Below are 21,259 nucleotides of genomic sequence, written 5' to 3'. Positions count from 1 at the left end.
AGCATCCTTCTCTTACAGGATGCTCTTTCTTCATTTATTTTTTCTTTATTTGCAAATGATCACACGGAGAACATTGAAAAGGAATTTTCCCTAAGCAATTAAGATTCGTTTCGCAAATTTGTTCAATCGTTGGAACAAATGGAATGACAACTATGTTACTTTCTACTATTTGTGTAACAGGTGGCAATACTGTGCCTACTTGATGTTCAAAACGAATACTCGCTTGATTTATATAATTTCCTGAACCATTTGGCGCGCTCTGTACTGCTACTTGGAACGAAACTGTCCTTGCTTCACCAGGATTTAAACTTCCTATAATAAATCCTGATACTGGGTTTACATTTGGCACTGGCGTATTATCAACCGTTACAGTTCCAAGAACAAATCGAACACTACTATCTAACATATCTTGAAAACGAATATTTTGCATTACAGTATCACCCGTATTTGTGATGACTGTCGTAAACGTAATGACATCTCCAATTGTTGCTACCTGTAAATCTGCCGTTTTTACGACTGTCGTTGAGACATTTTGAGGAATAAACGGGATAACAACTGTATTACTATCACCTTCAACTACTACTGGCGGCTCATTCGGATTTACAGTTGCAAGCCCATTCGCTGTAGCAGTATTTGTAACTAAATTATTTATTTGCCCTCCTATTATTACAACTTGGAAATTAATAATTGCTGCATCATTTGGCTGAAAATCACCTAATGGAATACCAGTATTCGGGTTAGCGAATGGAAAAGATACATCATTTACCGTTACCGTGCCATTTATAAATAGCGTATTCGGATCAATGATATCTGTTAACACAATGTTGGTCACAGGAACTGTACTATCATTTATAACAGCGATTCCGTAAGTGACAACATCCCCTATCATTGCTACTTCAAAGTTTGCTCCTTTTGCAACAAATAAGATTGCAGTATTTACCGTCACTATAACGGTATTGCTCGTATCCATCACTGTAACTGGCGGCTCCCCTGGTACTAAAATATATTCTGCTAACGCCCCAGCAACGTTCACTACTGTACCACCATCTGGAAAACTTGTAATCGTAGCTTCATATGTTACAATCGCCGTCTCACCGACTGGAATGTCTACAATCGTAAATCCAACCTGCGGATTTACTCCCGGACGAGCTACTCCATTTACGGTTACACTATTTGGTACAAAAACAGCTTCCTGAGATAGGACATCGATAAATTGAATATTCATCGCATCAGCAGTACCAGTATTTAATATTCGAACCGTATACTTTACTGTTTCTCCTACTCCAACAATTGAATGATCTACTTCTTTTTGCATATCTAAACTGCCTCTATTTACTGGTGTGACTGTCGTATTACTTGAATTCGTAATTGTAAACGGAGGTTCTCCTGGAATTAATTCAAAATCACCCGTTACTCTTGCTGTATTCATAATGCTACTAGAAGGCGGAACTGCGATTACATTTACTTCAAATGTAATTAATACGCTATCCCCTACTGCAAGATTAGGCAATGCAAAGCCTACAAATGGATCTAAACCTACTTGCGGAATCCCATTTATTTGTACACTTCCAGGAACGAATTCTAAACTAGGTGATGGAACATCGCTAAACTGAACGTTCGTCGCTGTTACCGTTCCCGTATTTGTAACTTGCACACTATACGTTAACGTATCTCCTAATCGTGTCGCTTCTTTATTTACAGATTTTATAACGCTGAATCGTCCTCTATTCACTCTAGTTATCGTCGTATTACTCGGCTCTGTTATTACAACCGGTGGCTCTCCTGGCACTAAAGTAAAGCTTCCTGTTATATTTGCAACGTTCGTAATTGTTCCTGATGACGGGATGTTTGTAACTGTCGCTTGAAACGTCACTATAACTGTTTCACCAACTGGGATATCTCCAACTCCAAATCCAGTAATCGGATTTAAGTTTGGTTGCGGAGCTCCATTTATCGTTACACTATTTGGTACAAATGACGCACCTGTTGAAATCGTATCAATAAACTGAACATTGTTAGCTGTTACTGTTCCTGTATTCGTTATTTGCACTGTATACGTCAATACATCTCCAACTAGAGTAGCGGCTCTATTTACTTGTTTAATAACATTAAAGCGTCCTCTATTTACAGTTGTGAGTGTTGTATTACTTGGCTGATTTACTATAACTGGTGGTTCTCCTGGTACTAAAATAAAGCTTCCGGTAACATTTGCCGTATTGGCAATTGTTCCGTTTGACGGAACGCTAACAACTGTTACTTGGAATGTGACTTCTACACTTTCACCTGGAATTATATCCGGAAGTGAGAAGCCAGTGTTAGGGTCTAATCCAGGCTGTAACGCACCGTTTATCGTTACACTATTCGGTACGAATGTTATAGAGGATGGTAATACATCACTATATTGAACATTCGTCGCTATCACTGTTCCCGTATTTTGAACTACTGTTGTATATGTGATTGTATCGCCTACTGCAACAACCGGCTGACTTACTGATTTTAAAACATTCAAACCAGATTCATTTATTTCTGTTAATGTCGTGTTACTTGTCGTCGTTTCCGTAATAGGCGGCTCTGTTTCACTTACAGCAAACGTAGCTGTAACATCTACAAAGTTAACAATCGTTCCACCTTCTGGTATGCTCGTAACCACTTCCTGATATGTGACGAGTACAAAATCATCTACAGGTATATCTGGAACTGTAAAACCAATGAAAGGATCTAATCCTGGTGCTGGTACCCCGTTTATACTCACGCTTCCTGGTACGAATGCTACACCGGCGGAAGTAGTATCGATAAATTGAACATTCGTCGCTGGCACTGTTCCGAAATTAAAAATCAATACATCATACGTTAATATTTCTCCTACAGTCGCTACTTCCTTATCTACTATTTTCACTGGAAAAATAAACGCTATATTAATTGTCGTAACGACTAAATTCGTTAATATCGTTTCCGTAATCGGTGGTTCCTGCGGATTTGGTTGTGAAGTAAATGTAACGTCTGCATCATTTAATATGACTTCATTATCTGGAATTTCTGTAATCGTCACTTGGAATGTGACCTCAATACTTCCACCAGCGATTAATAATGGCGTAACTGTAAATCCTATTTCTGGATTTAAACCAAGTTGCTGCACTCCACCTATCGTTACACTATTGTCAACAAACGTCGTTCCTTCTGGTATGACATCTTGGAAGAACACATCTGTAACAGGGATAATTCCTACGTTTGAAATGAGCACGGTATACGTTAATACATCCCCAACAGCCCCAGTTGCAACATCAACTGTTTTTGTTGCTGTTACTTCACCAGGAGGAGGTAACGGTATTGTAACTACCGTTGTATTACTTGAATTCGTTGTTGTTACAGGTGGTTGTAAAGGATTTAATAAGAAAGTGGCTGTAGCAGATGCTGTATTTAATACTGCTCCACGTGTAGACGGTGCAACTACCGTAACTTGGAACGTTACTGTCAATGCTGTTCCAGCTGCAATATTAGGAAGCGGGAAACCAACATTTGGGTCAAATCCAGGTTGTGGCGTTCCATTTATCGTTACACTATTTGCTACAAATGTTGTTTCTGGAGAAACTGGATCAAGGAAAGAGATATTCGTTGCTGTTACTGTACCGTTATTTCGAATGACAACAGAATACGTGTAAGTTTCTCCAAGTGCTACTTGTTGTACAGATGAAGATTTTTGTATATTTAACTGTGCTGTGTTTACTTGCGTCACTACAAAATTACTATTTGTAACAGTCGTTATTGGAGGGTTTGCTGGATTTATAAGAAAACTTGCAGTAACGTTCGATTGGTTTCTTATATTTCCACCGCTCGGAACACCCGTCACTGTAACTTGAAACGTAATGGTAGCCGTTTGCCCGACCGGAATATTTGGTACCGGGAATCCTGCCATAGGATCCGCGCCTTGCTGTACGACTCCATTTATCGTCACACTATTTGCTACAAAGGCAGTACCAGACGGAATTGGATCTTGAAAAACAATATTCGTTGCAGGAACAGTTCCTGTATTTTGAATAAGAATCGTATACGTTAACGTATCTCCTACACCAGCTTGTGGTGTGTTTACACTCTTCATTACATTAAGTGATCCTACATTCACTCGCGTCACAACAATATTACTAATCGTTACAATTGTAATTGGTGGCTGGAGAGGACTTACTTGGAAATCAGCAGTGACATTCGCATTATTCGGAAGAACTCTATTTGGTGGTACACTCGTGATTGTCACTTGAAAAGTGACCGTCACCATACCTCCTACTGGAATATTAGCAAGTGGAAATCCAATTGTCGGGTTTAAACCTGGTTGAGGTGTCCCATTTATCGTTACACTATTCGCTACAAAAGTGGTTCCAGCTGGAATCGGATCAAGGAATGATACATTTGTCGCTGTCACCGTTCCACTATTTTGTATACGAACTGTATACGTTAACGTATCTCCTACACCGGCTTCAGTAGCACTTACACTTTTCATTACATTTAACCCTGAAGAATTCACAATCGTCATAACAGTATTACTTGGTACTGTTACAGTAATCGGTGGCTCTGTTGGATTTACAAGGAAATCTCCAGTTACATTCGCATTATTTACAACATTATTTCCTTGAGGAATTTCATCAATTAATACTTCAAATGTAACAATAACACTGGTACCAGTAGGCAAATTATTTAATGGGAATCCAAGTTCTGGATCTGCCCCTTCTTGTAAAACACCATTCACAACTACACTATTTTCAATAAATAATGTCCCTTGTGGAATTGAATCTTGGAAAAATACATTTGTAGCTGGTACACTACCTGCATTTATAACTTCGATTGTATATACTAAAACATCTCCTACCGTTGCAACATCTGTATTCACTGCTTTCACAACTTCAAAATTTCCTGATTGTACTGTCGTATTCACAACATTACTCGGAACATTGATTGTTACTGGTGGTTCATTCGGATTCACTTGAAAGCTTGCTGTTACATTTGCTTGATTTAAAATATCTTCATTTTCTGGATTCTGTACAATTACTACGTCAAATGTGACTACAACCGTTTGAGCCGCAGGAATATTCGGAAGAGAGAATCCTGTATTCGGATTTAGTCCACTTTGCTGTACTCCATTAATTGTTACAGAATTTGCAACAAATGAAACAGCAGAAGAAATAGGGTCTTGGAAAAATACATTTGTTAACGGAACGTTCCCTGTATTTTGGACGGCAATTGTGTACGTTAAAGTATCCCCTACCGCCGCTTGCGTTGTATTTACTTCTTTTATTACATTTAAACCGCCTGTATTAACTTGTGTCACAACTGTATTCGTTTGTCTATTAATCGTTATCGGTGGCTGATTCGGAATAACGACGAAATTAGCAGATACATTTCCGCGATTCGGAATCGTACCTCCTGACGGCGTAGATGTCACTCTTACTTGAAAAGTCACTGTCCTACTTCCGCCGGGAGATATATTTGCTACTGTAAAACCGGTCGCTGGATTTGACCCCGGTTGTGAAACCCCGTCCACAGTCACACTATTTGGTATAAAAGTCGTTCCAATTGGGATTGGATCTTGAAAAATAACGTTCGTTGCAAGTACATTTCCTGTATTTTGAATTGTTACCGTGTACGTAAGAACATCGTTAACCGTTGCAAAAGCTTTATCCACTGTTTTTCTCGTTGCTATATCAGCTATATTAATTGTCGTAACTACAGTATTACTTGTCGCTTGCCCTGAAACTGGTTGTTGACCAGGCACTGGAGTAAAGGTAAATGTTACACTCGCACGGTTTGGAATTGGATTGACAAGAGGGTTCGATGTTACTCGAACTTGAAAGCGCACTACAGTCGTTTGCGATGCATTAATACTTCCAAGATTAATACTACTTGCTGGATTCGCTCCTGGACGCGCTACTCCATTTACCGTAACGCTATTTGCGACAAATGTTGTTCCAGCAGGGATACTATCAACAAAAATAACATTGTTCGCAGTGACGTTTCCATTATTTGTGACATTAACTGTGTACGTTAATACATCATTAAGCGTTGCCGTCTGTAAATCTACAGATTTCTGCATACTTATAGTTGCTTGATTCACTGTCGTTTGTACTGTGTTTGAAGAAGACGTACTTGTAATAGGAGGACTACCAACGAAGGGACGGAATTGATATGACACCATTGCACGATTTAAAATAGGATTGGGATTCGGGAATGATGTTATTCGAACTTGAAATGTAACAATTCTTTGCGTGTTATTTGGGATTGTGCCTAAATTAATTCCATTAGCAGGGTTTGCATTCGGCTGTGTTACTCCCCCTACCGTAACACTACCTGCAACAAACGTCGTTCCGCTCGGAATACTATCACGTAATACAACGTTTTCTGCACTTCCTGTTCCTGTATTTGGGACCGTAATTGTATAAGTGAGAGTATCCCCTACCCCCGCGACTGTTCTATTAACTGATTTAACAGGATTAATAATTGGACCTGTTGCATCAATTTGAACACCAAAACCAGCTGCAGCGTATCCATCTCCATTTGTAACAAATCGAACCGTTGCTGATGTTTGACTGTTTACTAAAGATGAGGAGGCATCTACATTCGTAATATCCCACCCCTGTCTTCGGACGGCCAAAGCTACCCCTAACGGCTGATTCAAATCTCCAAACGTGCCGCTCGTATCTAAATTTCCACTGTCATTACAAATTTGTGACTGAAAGAAATTATTCGCAGGATTTCTCGGTCCGAATAATGCAACTGTAGCATTTGCATTCGGCCCAAAGCGAAGTTGATCTCCAACAATGTTAGAATCACCTTCTTGAGCAGTTACGAGCACTCTTCCTGTAACAGCTCCTGTTGCCGGCGTAGCAAAACCTGAAATTGTAGCATCAACTGGCGGGGATGAAGCATCGATAATTTCTTGACCTGCATATACTGACAAATTTCGAAGTGGTAAACTTGCATTTTGATACACAACCTCAAGCGTCCATCCAGCTGAACGACTGATTGTTGGGTCGGCTGAAGTTCTTGCAGCTGGCACAGCACCCGTTGTATATGTGCCTGCCCCACCTGCACTAACAAGATTCGTTACATTGGCAGAGCGAGCATAATAAAACTGATTTCCTACTGAACCTTGCTGCGCGGTAGCAGGATCTGGCGTAACAGAAAACGTCCCTGCTGGCGTTGTAAATGTAATGTTATCATTTAAAAATGGTAACACATCTTCCGTATCAGTCCGGAAAGTACCAGCCCAAACTAATTCTGCATATAATACACTGCTTCCCGCTGGAAGATTTAAAATTGCACTTGAAGAATTCAATTGCCATTCATCTGTTGTCCCTGCTGGGAACCCTGGTACTTGCAATGCTGTATTTACTGTCGTAAACACAGCAAGTGTACCAAAAATATTACCTGGTGCAGGTGATGTAGGGCTAAGTCCCAGCGTATTCCCAGTAAACGTGACGGCACCAGGTACTGTTGTCGTAAACCTATTTATAAAAGGCACACAATCATCTCATTTCAATTATAGTAAAAAGTGCTCTATACTATAAAATGTAGACAAACTATACAATGTACGTTGTCCAACAAAATTCCGCACATATGAGAGGGGTTTATAAAACTATGCGCTACGTTATCATAACAGGAACTTCACAAGGTTTAGGTGAGGCAATCGCTACGCAATTATTAGAAAAAAATACAACTGTCATCTCTATTTCTAGAAGAGAAAATAAAGAGCTTACGAAACTTGCAGAGCAATATAACAGCAATTGCATTTTTCATTCCCTAGATCTTCAAGATGTACATAACTTAGAAACTAACTTTAAAGAGATCATTTCATCTATTAAAAAAGACAATGTATCCTCTATTCATTTAATTAATAATGCGGGTACAGTTGCACCTATGAAGCCAATCGAAAAAGCTGAAAGCGAACAATTCATTACGAACGTTCACATTAATTTACTTGCACCTATGATTCTTACATCTACATTTATGAAACATACGAAAGACTGGAAAGTAGATAAACGCGTTATTAACATTTCATCTGGTGCAGGAAAAAATCCTTACTTTGGCTGGGGCGCTTATTGTACAACGAAAGCTGGTGTAAATATGTTTACACAGTGCGTAGCAACTGAAGAAGCAGAAAAAGAATATCCAGTAAAAATCGTCGCTTTTGCACCTGGCGTTGTTGATACTAATATGCAATCACAAATTCGTGAAACAAATAAAGAAGATTTCATAAACTTGGACCGCTTCATTGCATTAAAAGAAGAAGGAAAACTATTATCACCTGAATATGTTGCGAAAGCTATTCGTAACTTACTAGAAACTGAGGACTTCCCTCAAGGCGAGATTATTAGAATTGATGAATAACAAAAAGGTGTGCTAAAATAGCACACCTTTTTGTTTTACTTCTCTAAAAATATAAGCACAGACTCCGCAATTTTCTCATAACCAATTTCTTGATAAATTTTATTCGATGTCGGATTCGCTAAATCAGTATATAACGTAGTCGTCTTGTACCCTTCATCTAACATACGTTGACTAAGTGCTGCTACACACTTAGATGCGTATCCCTTTTTCCTTGCTTCTTTCGGCGTATATACAAAATTAACTGTTATATTATTTTTAGTTGGTCTCGTTTTTGCAGCTACAGAAACGAGTTTCCCATCCACTTCCAAACCAAACAGTCGATTTGTAGTTATTAATGTATACGCAGTTTGTTTTGCTTCTTCTTTCGTAGTAGGAAGCTTTACGTCTTCACAAAATTGATATATCCACTGTTCTATTAATGGTAATTCATCATTATTTACCGCTCGAAAAAGTCCATTCGCATTACACTTCTTCTTTACTCTGTTCAACTCATACACACCTTGCTCCATTGCAACATGCGTTTTTTTATTTTCTAATACTGCAATCTCTTCCGCTAATTTCTGTACAATTTTCTTATTACCGATCAATCCAGGAATATCCGGATATACTTTCGTTAATTCTTTTGCAAGTTCCTCAATAGTTACTCCCGCAATTTCAGAAGTTGCAACAATAATTTGTTTCTTCTCTTCTGTTTGCAGAAATACAACCGCAATTTCTTCTCCTTGTTTCGCTATCCCCATAAATGTTGGTTGTTGGACCATTTGTAATACACCTAATATGAGATTGTTTTCCTGCTCATTCTTTTCTAGAAATGGTGTAACATCTTCTTTAAAATGAAAAATCTCTTCATATACATGTAATTGAATCATCGACAATCTCTTCTCTCTATTTATATTTTAATTAAGTATTGGCGATTAATTCATTAAATCCCTCTTTTACGATTCAATAATATTCAAAGCTAATGTATTCAAAGCATTTTCAGCTTGTAAAATTCTCTGTTTTTCCTTTTCAAATACATCTTCTTCTTTTCGAAATGACTCTTGTCGATTTTTAATCATACGATTCATTTCTTTTTTACTCGGTCCACCGTATACATTTCTTTTTTGAATAAAAGCTTCTGGCGATATAATTTCTTTCCACTCTTTTTCTAATAAATTTATTTTAAAATGTTCTTGCAAGTACATATTTACCTCTTTGAAGTGTAATTCATGTAGTTCTTTTTTCTGCTCCAATAACATATTTGCAATAGCACTTGCTGCATGATGAGCATGCCGAAATGGAATTTCATAGTTTTTTGTTAAAACATCGGCGAAATCCGTTATCGTTATTGCATGTTTATAGGAACGACTTTTTAACGTTTCTTCTTCTACTTTCATCGTTCGGATCACTGCATTCATCATACAAAAAACACGAATTGCCTTTTCAATCCCTTTATATAAATATGGCTGCAAGTCATCTTCCGTATCGACAATATCACCAAATGGTGTATTATGAATCATTTGAAATACTGTAAATGCTTCTCCTAAAGCACTACTCGTAATTGCACGAGCGTGTTCAATTGAAACCGGATTTCGTTTTTGCGGCATAATACTACTGATTTGTACATATGGCTTTGCAACAGTAATACCGTCATATTCTTTCGTTGCTAACAACAAAAAGTCATGAATCCATCTACTCGTATTCGTCATCATTACCATAAGTAGCGAGCTAACTTCTAATAAATAATCCGCTCCAGCAACAGCATCATATGAGTTCTCAATTACATTTGTAAATCCAAGTAGATGAGCAACTCGTTCTCGTTTAATCGGGAAACTTGTTGTAGAGAGTGCAGCTGCCCCCATTGGAGACTGATTTAAAAGCTGGTACGTTTTTTTCATTCGTTCTAAATCTCTTTGCATCGTATCATAAATTGCTAACGTATAATGACCAAATGTTGTTGGCTGTGCTGGTTGTGTATGTGTATAAGCTGGCATGATCGTTTCCTTATGATCAACGGCAAGTTGCAGTACACTTTCTTGCAATAACAAATGATGTTCTATTAATCGTAATACATATCGCCTTAAACTCATGCGATACATCGTTACGCCCATATCATTTCTACTTCTACCAATATGCATATTACTTACAAAATCGCATTTCGCTTCTTGAGAAATTAAATGTTCGACTAAAAAAAAGAGATCTTCATGCTGCTCTGTATAGAGCAATTGCTCTTCTGGAATTCCCTCTACCTTTTTTAATGCGTGTAATATAACTTTAGCTTCTTCCTTTTTCATTAAATTTTCTTCCGTCAGCATCGTAATATGTGCTTTATGCACTTGAAACATATCTTTCAATAAGTAATTTCTTTGAAAATGAAATACATGTTGTAATACACAATCCACATATGTTTTCCCAGGGAAATCAGCGCCTTCACTCTTTATAAACTCTTCTTTACTTTGTTTCATCACCTTTTCCCCTCTCACCTAAGTATTACTACCCATCATACCCAGAGATAGAAAAAAAGTGCTTGTACATAAAAATAAACTCAGTGCTCTCTGCACCGAGTTTATTTAATAAAAGTCGCATCATACTTATCACTTTGCAACACTTGGAAATGTAAGTTTGCTAAATGTTTCCGTATTTCTGCACTATCGTCTTCATTTAAATTATTCGCCAAAAACACAATCTCGGTACAATTTCCATGTTTATCCATAGCATAAACTGCTTTTGTAACCGTCCATGGTGTGTAACCATTCTTTTGCCCAGCATGTCTAAATGTTTTACGGTATTTCTTGGCACTCATGTCTGTTTCAACGATATTTGCCCACACTTTTTCTTCAGCTTCTGTCAAGCCACCTTTATGGTTTGCCTTTTGAAGTAATACCATATAATCATTTGCAGAAGCTGCTGGTAATCTATCTGACCAAATTTTGTCGTAACGTTCCTCTAAATAAAGCGGAATTTCCTTCTGTAATAATGGTCCCTTCTTCTTTAAGCGTTCATGAATAATCATCGCATATTCACGATATTGCTCTTGAGACATTTCTTTTAACTTTTTCTCTATTTTATATTTTGGAACATGTAATTCTTTATGCAAATATCCCGGGATATACAAAGATGAAACGATTGGAAATAGTGGTTGATGTGCAGGAAGTGATAAACTTTGTAAATTTCGATTGATGTTATCTAATCCTAACAATTCCATTAAGTATTCAGCATTTGCATTCGAACTAAACTTAACCATTCCTTTTGCCACTTCTTCTAAAGAAACCGCTCCTTCAGTTATCTTGCCCGTCTTCTCCAAATACTTTTGCCATCTATCTTGTGCACCACCATCTGTATTCGGCACATAATAGCGATTCACATCATTAATCGACACGAAACTAGAAGAATCAATTTTCCCTTCAGTAACTTGTTTCGTATATTCAAGCGCCACAATTAATTTCATCGTACTAGCAACTGGCAATACAACATTTGGGTTTACAGAATAAACAACTTTATCATTTCTCTTTACTAGAAGCGCACTATTTTTTTCATCTTTATGTTCTTCAATAAAAGATGCAATATACTGTGCATCATCATTATTTGAACTCCACACTTTTTTCACTAAAAAGTTACCCGATATTAGCAAAACAAAAATACCCACAATTACTGCGCATACTATAGTTTTTTTCAAGTAAAATTCCTCTCCTATTGTGTAACTCTTCTCTATTTATCATTTAAAAACAAAATAATGGAGATGGTCATTTAAATAACCATCTCCATTATTTTAACTTGTATGCTCCTATTATGTCTACGTCATAAATTTCACAAAATCCTCAAGAAACTTTTTATAATGTAACGACCAACCAATTCGCACCCAATTTTTTAATGCTTTTGCATCAGGTTGAGGCCGAAAATCAGCAATACTCTCTCCTTTTGCAATTCCAACTGTATCTACATCGACACGACGATATACATAATCTAAAATGGATGGATTTGCCGCAACCATCATTGTAACGACGTCATGTACTGGACTACCTGTTATTTTCGGGTTTAACTTTTTATATGCTTTATAATAATACGTAAATATCGGCTCGATTAACTTATTAAAACTCGTTTTAGAGTGTTTCGTAATATATTTTACCATTTCCGGTGTAATAATTGCTTCAGATGTAACGTTAAGTGGCACTAATGTCACATTTTTGGCATTTTGCATAACTAATTGTGACGCAATGGGATCACCATGAAAATTCGCCTCTGCGACTGGTGTTACATTGCCAGGCATTAAGAAAGCACCGCCCATTATATAATATTCTTTCACATACTTCATCATCGGCTTTTCTAAAATAAATGCTGTCGCTAATGTTGTTGATCTACCAGCATCGACTATTATTAATTCTCCTTTATATTTTTCAAGAAGATCAAAAAATGTACAAAAAGGCTTTATATTTGGTGAAAAAGTTTTTGGAGGTTTAATTGGCCCTAAACCGTCTGTCCCATGAATTTCTGGATAATACGTCGTAATATCTCCGGATAAAGGAATTTTCGCACCATTAATAACAGGTATATCTTCCCGTCCTGCCATTTGCAATAAATATGCGGCATTACTTGTCGCCTTTTCTTGTGTTACATTTCCATATCCCGTTACTACACCAACAATATCAATATCAGGATGCAACAATCCATACATAATTGCTAAAGAGTCATCAATTCCTGGGTCTCCTAAAAATAACACTTTTTTCATCGACCTCAACTCCATCCCCTCAGTTGTTATTAATTTATGAATAACCGTGGATATACAGAATAAAAAAAGAACAAATTCATATGAAAAAACGCAGTCTTCTAAGGACTACGTTTTTTCAGCTAACCTATACTGTTTTTTTTACAGCACTCATACTTCCAATAACATAAGCGATAAACGCAAAACAAATTGGGAAGACAACTGTATGTATACCGAACGGATTTGGATAGAAAAGATGAATACACATATATGAGCCTACCCCAACTAAAATAGACGCAAGCGCTCCTGTAGCATTTCCTTTCCTCCAATATAACCCTAATACGATTGGCCAAATGAATGCTGCTTCTAATCCACCGAAAGAAAATAAATTTAGCCATATTAAAAAATCTGGGGGTTTAATCGCCGCTGCATAAACGAGTAGTCCTACAATACCAGTAATCCATAAACTTCCTTTTTTTATCGTACTGTCTGCTGCATCTTTATTTATGTAATTTACGTATATATCTTTAATAATTGACGAGCTTACAAGTAATAATAAAGAGTTTACTGTAGACATAATCGCTGCCATCGGTGCAGCTAAGAAAACTCCAGCTAACCAAGGAGGTAACACTTCCATCGCAAGTAGCGGCATTACTTTATCTGGTACCGTTATACCTGGAAGTACTACTCTTGCAAATACACCAGTTAAATGCATACCGATCATAATTGTGCCAACGACAACGGTTCCAATTATTAAAGCTTGATGCATCGCTTTTGAATTTTTATAAGACATGGCACGCACGCTAATTTGCGGTAAGCCGACAACGCCAATTCCAATTAAAATCCAAAATGATGTAACATATGATTTCGTTAAACTGCCATCTGCTCCGAATGGTGTAATTAACTTTGGATTAATTTGAACAAGTTCCTGCATAATCTTTTCAATTCCACCACCAGCAATGACAGTAGCAATTAAAATGATTGTCGTTCCAACTAACATAATGATTCCTAATAATGTATCTGATAGAGCAACTGCACGAAATCCACCAATTAATACGTACACAAGTACAGAAAAAGTAAATAAAAATAGTGCTGTTGTATACGATAGACCTGTTAGTGACTCGATTAATCGTCCCCCGCCGACCCACTGGGCTACTGTCGCTGAAAATAAAAAGATAATAATACATAACGCAGAAAGTATAACAACTGCTTTATTATTGTATCTCCCTTTTAAATAATCGATAAGAGTAATTGCTTCCATCTTCCTAGCGATAATTGCAAACTTTTTACCGATAACCGTTAAAACGATATAGCCTGTTACAACTTGAATCGCAGATAACAGTACCCATCCAAGCCCCATATTGTAAGCAATACCAGGGCCACCAATAAAACTACTTGCACTACCGTACGTAGCAATCATTGTCATCGCTAATAATAAACCGCCTAGCTCACGCCCACCAAGAAAATATTCTTGTAAAAATTTATTATGAGCAGTTGCTTGCACACGTTTTGAAGCATATACACCAATTAAAAATACAACGATAAACGAAATTATCATTGGAATGATTACATACCAATTCATCTATTATTCCTCACTTTTTTCTTCCTCATCGAGTGAAATATCTTGAAATACAAAACGAACAACTAAACTAAGTAAAATAACCATAACGATAAATCCAACGATACAGCTATAAAAAAACCATGCGGGAAAACCTAATACATATGTATATTCATTCGGATTTTTACTACCAAGCCCATAAGCAAATCCGTACCATATTATAAAATTAATAATAGCAAGTCCAAGACCAATTAACGCTTCTCTATGGGCTATTCGAAAGCGTGGATCATCATGATAATCTTTCATTTTTCCCCCTCCTCTCACGATGTATTATTGTACCATTGTTCTTCTAGTTTTTCCTACTAGAAAGCAAAAACAAGCAGGATTTTTTATAATCATATAGAAGCTTCTCTTACATTACATATTTTTTACAATTGTAACACAAATGAAATTTGAATTTTCAGTATTTCTTAATTATGATTTTAATTAGAGGCTTTCCATCTAGTTTCCACATCCTTGATTTCGGAATAAACGCCGTCTCGTACTGCGTTTACATTATATTTTCAAGGGGGTTATACAATGAGTCAACTAGCTGTAAATCTTCATGAAAAGGTAGAAAAGTTTCTTCAAGGTACAAAAAAGTTATATGTGAATGGATCTTTCATTGAAAGCGCTTCCGGAAAAACATTTAAAACACCTAACCCAGCAACTGGTGAAACACTTGCCGTCGTTTCTGAAGCTGGTCGCGAAGATATTCATAAAGCTGTAGTCGCAGCTCGTATGGCTTTTGACGAAGGTCCTTGGTCTCGTATGAGCACTGCTGAGCGAAGCCGTCTCATGTACAAGTTAGCTGATTTAATGGATGAACATAAAGAAGAGCTTGCACAGCTCGAAACATTAGATAACGGAAAGCCAATCCGTGAAACAATGGCAGCAGACATACCACTTGCAATTGAGCATATGCGCTATTACGCTGGTTGGGCTACGAAAATCGTTGGTCAAACAATTCCTGTTTCCGGTGATTACTTTAACTATACACGCCATGAAGCTGTTGGTGTCGTTGGTCAAATTATCCCTTGGAACTTCCCGCTTCTTATGGCAATGTGGAAAATGGGAGCAGCGCTTGCTACAGGATGTACAATCGTTTTAAAACCTGCAGAACAAACTCCACTATCTGCTCTATACTTAGCTGAATTAATTGAAGAAGCTGGATTCCCGAAAGGTGTTATTAATATCGTACCTGGATTCGGTGAATCGGCTGGACAAGCTCTCGTTAATCATCCACTCGTTGACAAAATTGCATTTACCGGTTCTACTCCTGTCGGTAAACAAATTATGCGACAAGCATCCGAAACATTAAAACGCGTTACACTTGAATTAGGCGGTAAATCACCAAATATCATATTGCCAGATGCTGATTTATCTCGCGCGATTCCTGGTGCACTTTCTGGTGTTATGTTTAACCAAGGACAAGTATGCTCTGCTGGATCACGCTTATTTGTTCCGAAGAAAATGTATGATAATGTCATGGCTGATCTCGTCCTCTATTCTAAAAAACTAAATCAAGGTGTCGGTCTTAACCCTGAAACAACAATTGGCCCTCTCGTTTCCGAAGAACAACAAAAACGTGTAATGGGCTACATTGAAAAAGGGATTGAAGAAGGCGCTGAAGTACTTTGCGGAGGAAGTAATCCATTCGATCAAGGCTACTTCGTTTCTCCTACAGTATTCGCTGACGTAAATGATGAAATGACGATCGCAAAAGAAGAAATTTTCGGTCCAGTTATTTCTGCAATACCGTTTAACGATATTGACGAAGTAATTGAACGTGCAAATAAATCACAATTCGGCTTAGCGGCTGGTGTGTGGACAGAAAATGTTAAAACAGCACACTATGTTGCAAGTAAAGTACGTGCAGGTACAGTATGGGTAAACTGTTATAACGTCTTTGATGCAGCATCTCCATTTGGAGGATTTAAACAATCTGGTCTTGGCCGTGAAATGGGATCTTACGCATTAAATAACTATACAGAAGTAAAGAGCGTTTGGCTTAACTTAAATTAATGAGAAAGAACCTGACCTACCTGGTCAGGTTCTTTTCATTATGTATTCCTTTAAACTTGCAGTCCTCCGCTCACATTTAATACTTCACCTGTAATATAAGATGCGTATTCTGATGCTAAAAAGGCTGCTGCGTTCGCAATATCTTCTGGCGTTCCAATTCTACCAACTGGAATAGCGCCAACCATCTTTTCTTTCACTTTATCTGGTATCGTTTTGGTCATATCTGTATCCATAAACCCCGGACAAATCGCATTACAAGTAATACCGAAACTTCCAACTTCTTTCGCTGCTGTTTTCGTTAATCCTACAACTCCTGCCTTTGTAGCCGCATAATTTGCTTGACCTATGTTTCCTTCTCTACTAATTGAAGATATATTAATAATGCGTCCATACCCTTGTTGTCTCATGTAAAGAAGCGCGGGTTGCATACAATAAAAAACTCCAGTTAAATTCACTTGTAATACTTGTTCCCAGGCAGACTTCTCCATTTTATGTAACATTGCGTCTCTTGTAATTCCAGCATTATTCACCAAAATATGTAACGTACCAAATTTTTGAACCGCATATTCAATTAACGACTTTGCTTCATTTTGATTACTCACATCACATCGATATGAGCACACTTCATATCCTTCATCTGATAACTCGTGTGTCGTTTTTTGTAGATTCTCTTCATTTACATCGCTAATTAATACTTTCGCCCCTAGTTTTGCATAAACCCTTGCAATCTCTTTTCCAATTCCCTGTGCAGCTCCTGTTACAACAGCTGTTTTCCCATTTAAAAACTCCATTCCTATCCCCCATTTCTATTACTTATACTGTATATTTCGGCTCCTTGCTTTCCAATTCCTCTTTGTATAAAAAAGTCTATTTGTGTCAAACTAACTTTGCAACGTCGCATAAACGCAAGGAGATTGTGTCGAATGAACAAAAAGAATTTCAAACAAAGCAAAGCAACGGATGGCATTGATGTTGAGTTCTCTCGCGAACTCGCTGACCACAATGACTTAGAAGCAAACGCACGTGCAAATGCCGCTGATGCACGTCAAAAGCGCCAATCAACCGAAAAATAAGGTACATCACAACCTTATTCTTTTCAAAAGGGACCTACTACCCAACAAAATAAACCGAGAGACATCTCTCGGTTTATTTTCTATATTTTTTTGCATAATGAGCCAAAGTAAGCAACGGATATATATGAGCATAACTATGATAACGAATATAAAACCCACCTGGTAAACCTGTTCCAGTAGGATATTTTTCATTTATATAAGAGTTGGAGAGCAAATATGAAATACCTTTTCGAATAACTGGCGTTTCTTTATCATAGTAAGAAATGAGGGCATCTAACGCCCATGCTGTTTGGGATGGTGTACTAAATGGCAAAGTAACAAATCTTTTTTCCACACTACTTTGGCAAGATTCTCCCCAGCCACCATCTTCATGCTGTATATGTTCAAGCCATAAAGCTGCTCGTTTCACTGATGGATCGCTAGATGGTATTCCTAGTGACCGTAAACCAGTCAACACTGCCCACGTACCATATATATAACAAATTCCCCATTTCCCATACCACGATCCATTTTCCTCTTGTACATTCATTAACCAATTTATCGCACTTTGTTTTTGTTTCTCGGGCAATTCATTTTGCGTATACGTTCCGAAAAATTCTAATACTCTTCCTGTAATATCTGGTGTAGAAGGATCTGTAATCATATCACTTGCATTTTCGATTGGTAAATTTGCTAATATACGGCTCGTTACCCCTTTTTCAAAAGCCCCCCAACCACCATCATTATTTTGCAATCCTTTAACCCAATTAACCGCTCGCTTCCAAGCAGTGTCTACATTTTCGTTCCCTCTACTTCGCGCCAATGCTCTTAACGCAGCAGTTGTATCATCAATATCTGGAATCGTCGTATTCACATCCGAAAAGCCCCAACCACCTGGGAAGAGATCCGGTGCATGTACACTCCAATCTACTTTCTTTGTTTGCTGTTTTCTTAGTAAATACGCTGATGCATTTTGAATCACTTTACTTGCTTTCGGAACTTGAGCTTCTTGCAAAGCATAACTGAGTAAAGCTGTATCCCATATAGTTGACGGAGAGTTTTGCAAATGGCTCCCTCTCTCCATCTTCCATATATAAGATGTGATTCCCATTATAGCCTTCTGAATAATTGGTGAGTGAATAGAATGTCCTAATGCAAGTAAAGCATAAATCATATAAAACGAGGCAGTTGCGTAACTATATAATGTTCCATTTTCATCAATACGCTCTTTCATAAAACGTTCTACTTCCTCATATCCTTTATGATGCAAAGAAAGTGGATACGTTATAATTTTCTTCACGTCACTTACTAACGTTTGAAAAACTGGAGACCGATCCTCCCGAAACCATTCTCCGCCCCCGCCTGCAATATGATTTAAATTTGGCAATAACTTTTTCCCTACTCGAAATCTTTTATTTAAACACAACATCATCGGAATTAAATGAATACGTGCTGAGCTACTCAGTTCAAAAATACTGAGAGGGGAATCATTCTGCAGAAACATAATTGGTGTTGGCAAATGAAAGAGAGAAGGATATTCATATTCTCCATGAATCGCTAATAAAAACTTCGTCATAAAATGAGCACGCGCTACCCCACCGCGCTCATTTATAAACATTTCCGCTCGCTTCATATTCGCATCTTCTTTTGTATATTTTTCCGATGCAAGTAAGGCAGCATAAGATTGAATTGTAGCAGATAAATTACCACCCATTTCATCTTCATACAATTTCCATGTTCCTTCATTTGTTTGAAGTGATGCTAATCTTTTTACAAACGGTTCTATCTCTTTATCTCTACCTAATAATTTTAATAAAAAAATCATATGACAATCTGTTAGTGGCGCTCCTTCAAAACAAAACTGCCACGTACCATCTTGCCGTTGCATTGTTTGAAGTGCAGTTGTTCTTCTCGCTATTTCTTCATGCACTTTTTCATATAATAACAAGTTACTCACCCACCCTTTCGAAATCCGTATAACGATATTCAAAAAGGTAGCTGAATATGTATAAAAACAAAGAAAAGCAGAACATATAAAATGTTCCGCTCATAAACAATATCCTACTCCGACAATAATCCCTAATAAAGCACCAACTACTACTTCATACGGTGTATGCCCAACAAGTTCATTTAACTTCTTATATTCTGTTTGTCTACCGTGAAAAAACTCATTCAATATTTTTGCTTGTTTACTTACTGCAAGCCTTACTCCTGAAGCATCATACATAACAATAATGGCAAAAATAGTAGCAACCGCAAACATCGAGCTTTCCACACCTTCTACTACCCCAACTCCTGTAGCAAGTGCTGTAACAGTTGAAGCATGAGAACTCGGCATCCCACCTGAAGCAAAAAACTTTGCAAAATCAAATTCACCCGTTTTGACTAATTTAAAGACTACTTTCGTTAATTGTGCTAAAAACCATGAAATTACAGCGGCCATAAGCGGATCATTATGTAAAATTGTTTCCACGTTCTCAGCTCCCTACTAGCTATGATGGAAATCCTATATAGTATCAGTATAAAGAAAAATGCGTAGAAAATACTACGCATTATGATACTTTTGCTGATTTATTTTTTATAAATTTCGGTTGTTTCTGCACTAAAAACTTTGTCTTCGCTACCGAGAATACAAATAAAGCAACCCATATACAGAAAAATGCAATCATATGTGTAGATGTGAAATGTTCACCAAATACAAATACACCTAAAATTAAGCTAATTGTTGGCGCAATATATTGTAAAAATCCCACCATATAAAGCGGAATAAGTTGTGCTCCTTTTGCAAAATAAAATAGTGGTAATGCCGTTACAATACCTGCTCCTATTAAAAGTAACGTTGATAACATTGAAATAGATCCAAATGAGCCGAAACCATGTGCTCCTGTCATAACAAGATAAATGATTGCAAACGGCGTCACTAACATCGTTTCCATCGTAAGTCCAATTGTGGCATCATAGTTTAACAGTTTTTTCGTTAATCCGTATAATCCAAATGAAAAGGCAAGTGAAAGAGAAACCCACGGAATAGATCCGAAACGTACTGTTAAAATGACAACCCCTACTCCTGCTAAACCAACTGCAACATATTGCCAAAAGTTTAACTTTTCCTTTAAAACGACTGTACCAAGTAAAATACTAATAAGCGGATTAATATAATAGCCAAGACTCGCTTCAATAACATGATTATGATTAACGGCCCATATGTAAACAAACCAGTTTCCGCTAATCAAGACTGAAGCTATTGTTAATGACATTAATAATTTAGGTCGTTTAAAAAGATTCACAAATTCCCCAATAAACTGGCGAAACCTCTTCGTAACACCTAATACAAGTAACATAAAAACAAATGCCCAAACGATGCGGTGTGCTAATATTTCATCTGCTGGAACTTCCTCAACCCATTTCCAATAAATCGGTAGAATTCCCCACATCGTATAAGCACCAGCCGCATATAGTATCCCTTTTTTTTGCTCTGCTGATTGACTCCCCATCTTCCTTTTTCTCCTCTTCTCATTTTTTCTCCATTAT

The 21,259-nt window shown here is 37.4% G+C and carries 14 protein-coding genes; 3 read left to right on the top strand and 11 right to left on the bottom strand.

The genetic code is table 11. From position 1 onward, the window contains the following. Nucleotides 1-34: 34 nt before the first annotated feature. Nucleotides 35-7,507, bottom strand: a complete 7,473-nt coding sequence (locus DN404_RS22800) for a DUF7507 domain-containing protein (protein ID WP_149215497.1) — start codon at nt 7,505-7,507, stop codon at nt 35-37. Between the two features lie 116 nt (nt 7,508-7,623). Here DN404_RS22800 and DN404_RS22795 point away from each other — a divergent pair, with 116 nt between their 5' ends. Beyond that, nucleotides 7,624-8,373 (top strand): (S)-benzoin forming benzil reductase, encoded by a 750-nt coding sequence (locus DN404_RS22795; RefSeq protein WP_001271056.1) that lies wholly within the window; start codon nt 7,624-7,626, stop codon nt 8,371-8,373. A 35-nt stretch (nt 8,374-8,408) separates the two neighbouring features. Here the strand turns inward: DN404_RS22795 and DN404_RS22790 are convergent, their stop codons facing one another. The 6 genes from DN404_RS22790 to DN404_RS22765 form a co-directional block, all read right to left on the bottom strand. After that, complete coding sequence (locus DN404_RS22790; protein ID WP_149215496.1) at nt 8,409-9,242, bottom strand: GNAT family N-acetyltransferase; 834 nt, start codon at nt 9,240-9,242, stop codon at nt 8,409-8,411. A 66-nt stretch (nt 9,243-9,308) separates the two neighbouring features. Next, nucleotides 9,309-10,817, bottom strand: coding sequence for an argininosuccinate lyase (gene argH / locus DN404_RS22785; protein ID WP_025708950.1), 1,509 nt, complete (start codon nt 10,815-10,817; stop codon nt 9,309-9,311). A 101-nt stretch (nt 10,818-10,918) separates the two neighbouring features. Next, nucleotides 10,919-12,028 (bottom strand): serine hydrolase, encoded by a 1,110-nt coding sequence (locus tag DN404_RS22780; RefSeq protein WP_000751365.1) that lies wholly within the window; start codon nt 12,026-12,028, stop codon nt 10,919-10,921. Between the two features lie 117 nt (nt 12,029-12,145). Next, nucleotides 12,146-13,078, bottom strand: coding sequence for a nucleoside hydrolase (locus tag DN404_RS22775; protein ID WP_000756457.1), 933 nt, complete (start codon nt 13,076-13,078; stop codon nt 12,146-12,148). Between the two features lie 124 nt (nt 13,079-13,202). Beyond that, nucleotides 13,203-14,636, bottom strand: coding sequence for a sodium/pantothenate symporter (gene panF / locus DN404_RS22770; RefSeq protein WP_001104812.1), 1,434 nt, complete (start codon nt 14,634-14,636; stop codon nt 13,203-13,205). Between the two features lie 3 nt (nt 14,637-14,639). Further along, on the bottom strand, nt 14,640-14,918 hold the full coding sequence (locus tag DN404_RS22765) for a YhdT family protein (protein ID WP_000656239.1): 279 nt from the start codon (nt 14,916-14,918) through the stop codon (nt 14,640-14,642). Between the two features lie 273 nt (nt 14,919-15,191). Here DN404_RS22765 and dhaS point away from each other — a divergent pair, with 273 nt between their 5' ends. Beyond that, on the top strand, nt 15,192-16,676 hold the full coding sequence (gene dhaS, locus DN404_RS22760; RefSeq protein WP_000080274.1) for an aldehyde dehydrogenase DhaS: 1,485 nt from the start codon (nt 15,192-15,194) through the stop codon (nt 16,674-16,676). 50 nt (nt 16,677-16,726) lie between these two features. Here the strand turns inward: dhaS and fabG are convergent, their stop codons facing one another. Further along, nucleotides 16,727-17,467, bottom strand: a complete 741-nt coding sequence (gene fabG, locus DN404_RS22755) for a 3-oxoacyl-ACP reductase FabG (RefSeq protein WP_025708953.1) — start codon at nt 17,465-17,467, stop codon at nt 16,727-16,729. A 132-nt stretch (nt 17,468-17,599) separates the two neighbouring features. Between fabG and DN404_RS22750 the strand changes: the two genes are divergently transcribed. After that, nucleotides 17,600-17,749, top strand: coding sequence for a YfhD family protein (locus tag DN404_RS22750; RefSeq protein WP_001035815.1), 150 nt, complete (start codon nt 17,600-17,602; stop codon nt 17,747-17,749). Between the two features lie 73 nt (nt 17,750-17,822). On the opposite strand, the gene DN404_RS22745 is transcribed toward DN404_RS22750, so the two are convergent. The 3 genes from DN404_RS22745 to rarD form a co-directional block, all read right to left on the bottom strand. Further along, complete coding sequence (locus tag DN404_RS22745; RefSeq protein ID WP_049106831.1) at nt 17,823-19,676, bottom strand: terpene cyclase/mutase family protein; 1,854 nt, start codon at nt 19,674-19,676, stop codon at nt 17,823-17,825. Between the two features lie 99 nt (nt 19,677-19,775). After that, complete coding sequence (locus DN404_RS22740; RefSeq protein ID WP_000447822.1) at nt 19,776-20,201, bottom strand: divergent PAP2 family protein; 426 nt, start codon at nt 20,199-20,201, stop codon at nt 19,776-19,778. A 79-nt stretch (nt 20,202-20,280) separates the two neighbouring features. After that, nucleotides 20,281-21,222, bottom strand: a complete 942-nt coding sequence (gene rarD, locus DN404_RS22735; protein WP_000535541.1) for an EamA family transporter RarD — start codon at nt 21,220-21,222, stop codon at nt 20,281-20,283. Between the last annotated feature and the right edge of the window lie 37 nt (nt 21,223-21,259).

Source organism: Bacillus sp. TE8-1, from assembly GCF_008368855.1.
Lineage (GTDB): Bacteria > Bacillota > Bacilli > Bacillales > Bacillaceae_G > Bacillus_A > Bacillus_A cereus.
This window is presented reverse-complemented; position numbering and strand designations above follow the sequence as displayed.

Coding starts and splice junctions, on each gene's coding strand:
- DN404_RS22795 (WP_001271056.1), top strand. CDS start 7,624: ATGCGCTACGTTATCATAACAGGAACTTCACAAGGTTTAGGTGAGGCA.
- DN404_RS22775 (WP_000756457.1), bottom strand. CDS start 13,078: ATGAAAAAAGTGTTATTTTTAGGAGACCCAGGAATTGATGACTCTTTA.
- DN404_RS22790 (WP_149215496.1), bottom strand. CDS start 9,242: ATGATTCAATTACATGTATATGAAGAGATTTTTCATTTTAAAGAAGAT.
- DN404_RS22750 (WP_001035815.1), top strand. CDS start 17,600: ATGAACAAAAAGAATTTCAAACAAAGCAAAGCAACGGATGGCATTGAT.
- rarD (WP_000535541.1), bottom strand. CDS start 21,222: ATGGGGAGTCAATCAGCAGAGCAAAAAAAAGGGATACTATATGCGGCT.
- panF (WP_001104812.1), bottom strand. CDS start 14,636: ATGAATTGGTATGTAATCATTCCAATGATAATTTCGTTTATCGTTGTA.
- fabG (WP_025708953.1), bottom strand. CDS start 17,467: ATGGAGTTTTTAAATGGGAAAACAGCTGTTGTAACAGGAGCTGCACAG.
- dhaS (WP_000080274.1), top strand. CDS start 15,192: ATGAGTCAACTAGCTGTAAATCTTCATGAAAAGGTAGAAAAGTTTCTT.
- DN404_RS22765 (WP_000656239.1), bottom strand. CDS start 14,918: ATGAAAGATTATCATGATGATCCACGCTTTCGAATAGCCCATAGAGAA.
- argH (WP_025708950.1), bottom strand. CDS start 10,817: ATGAAACAAAGTAAAGAAGAGTTTATAAAGAGTGAAGGCGCTGATTTC.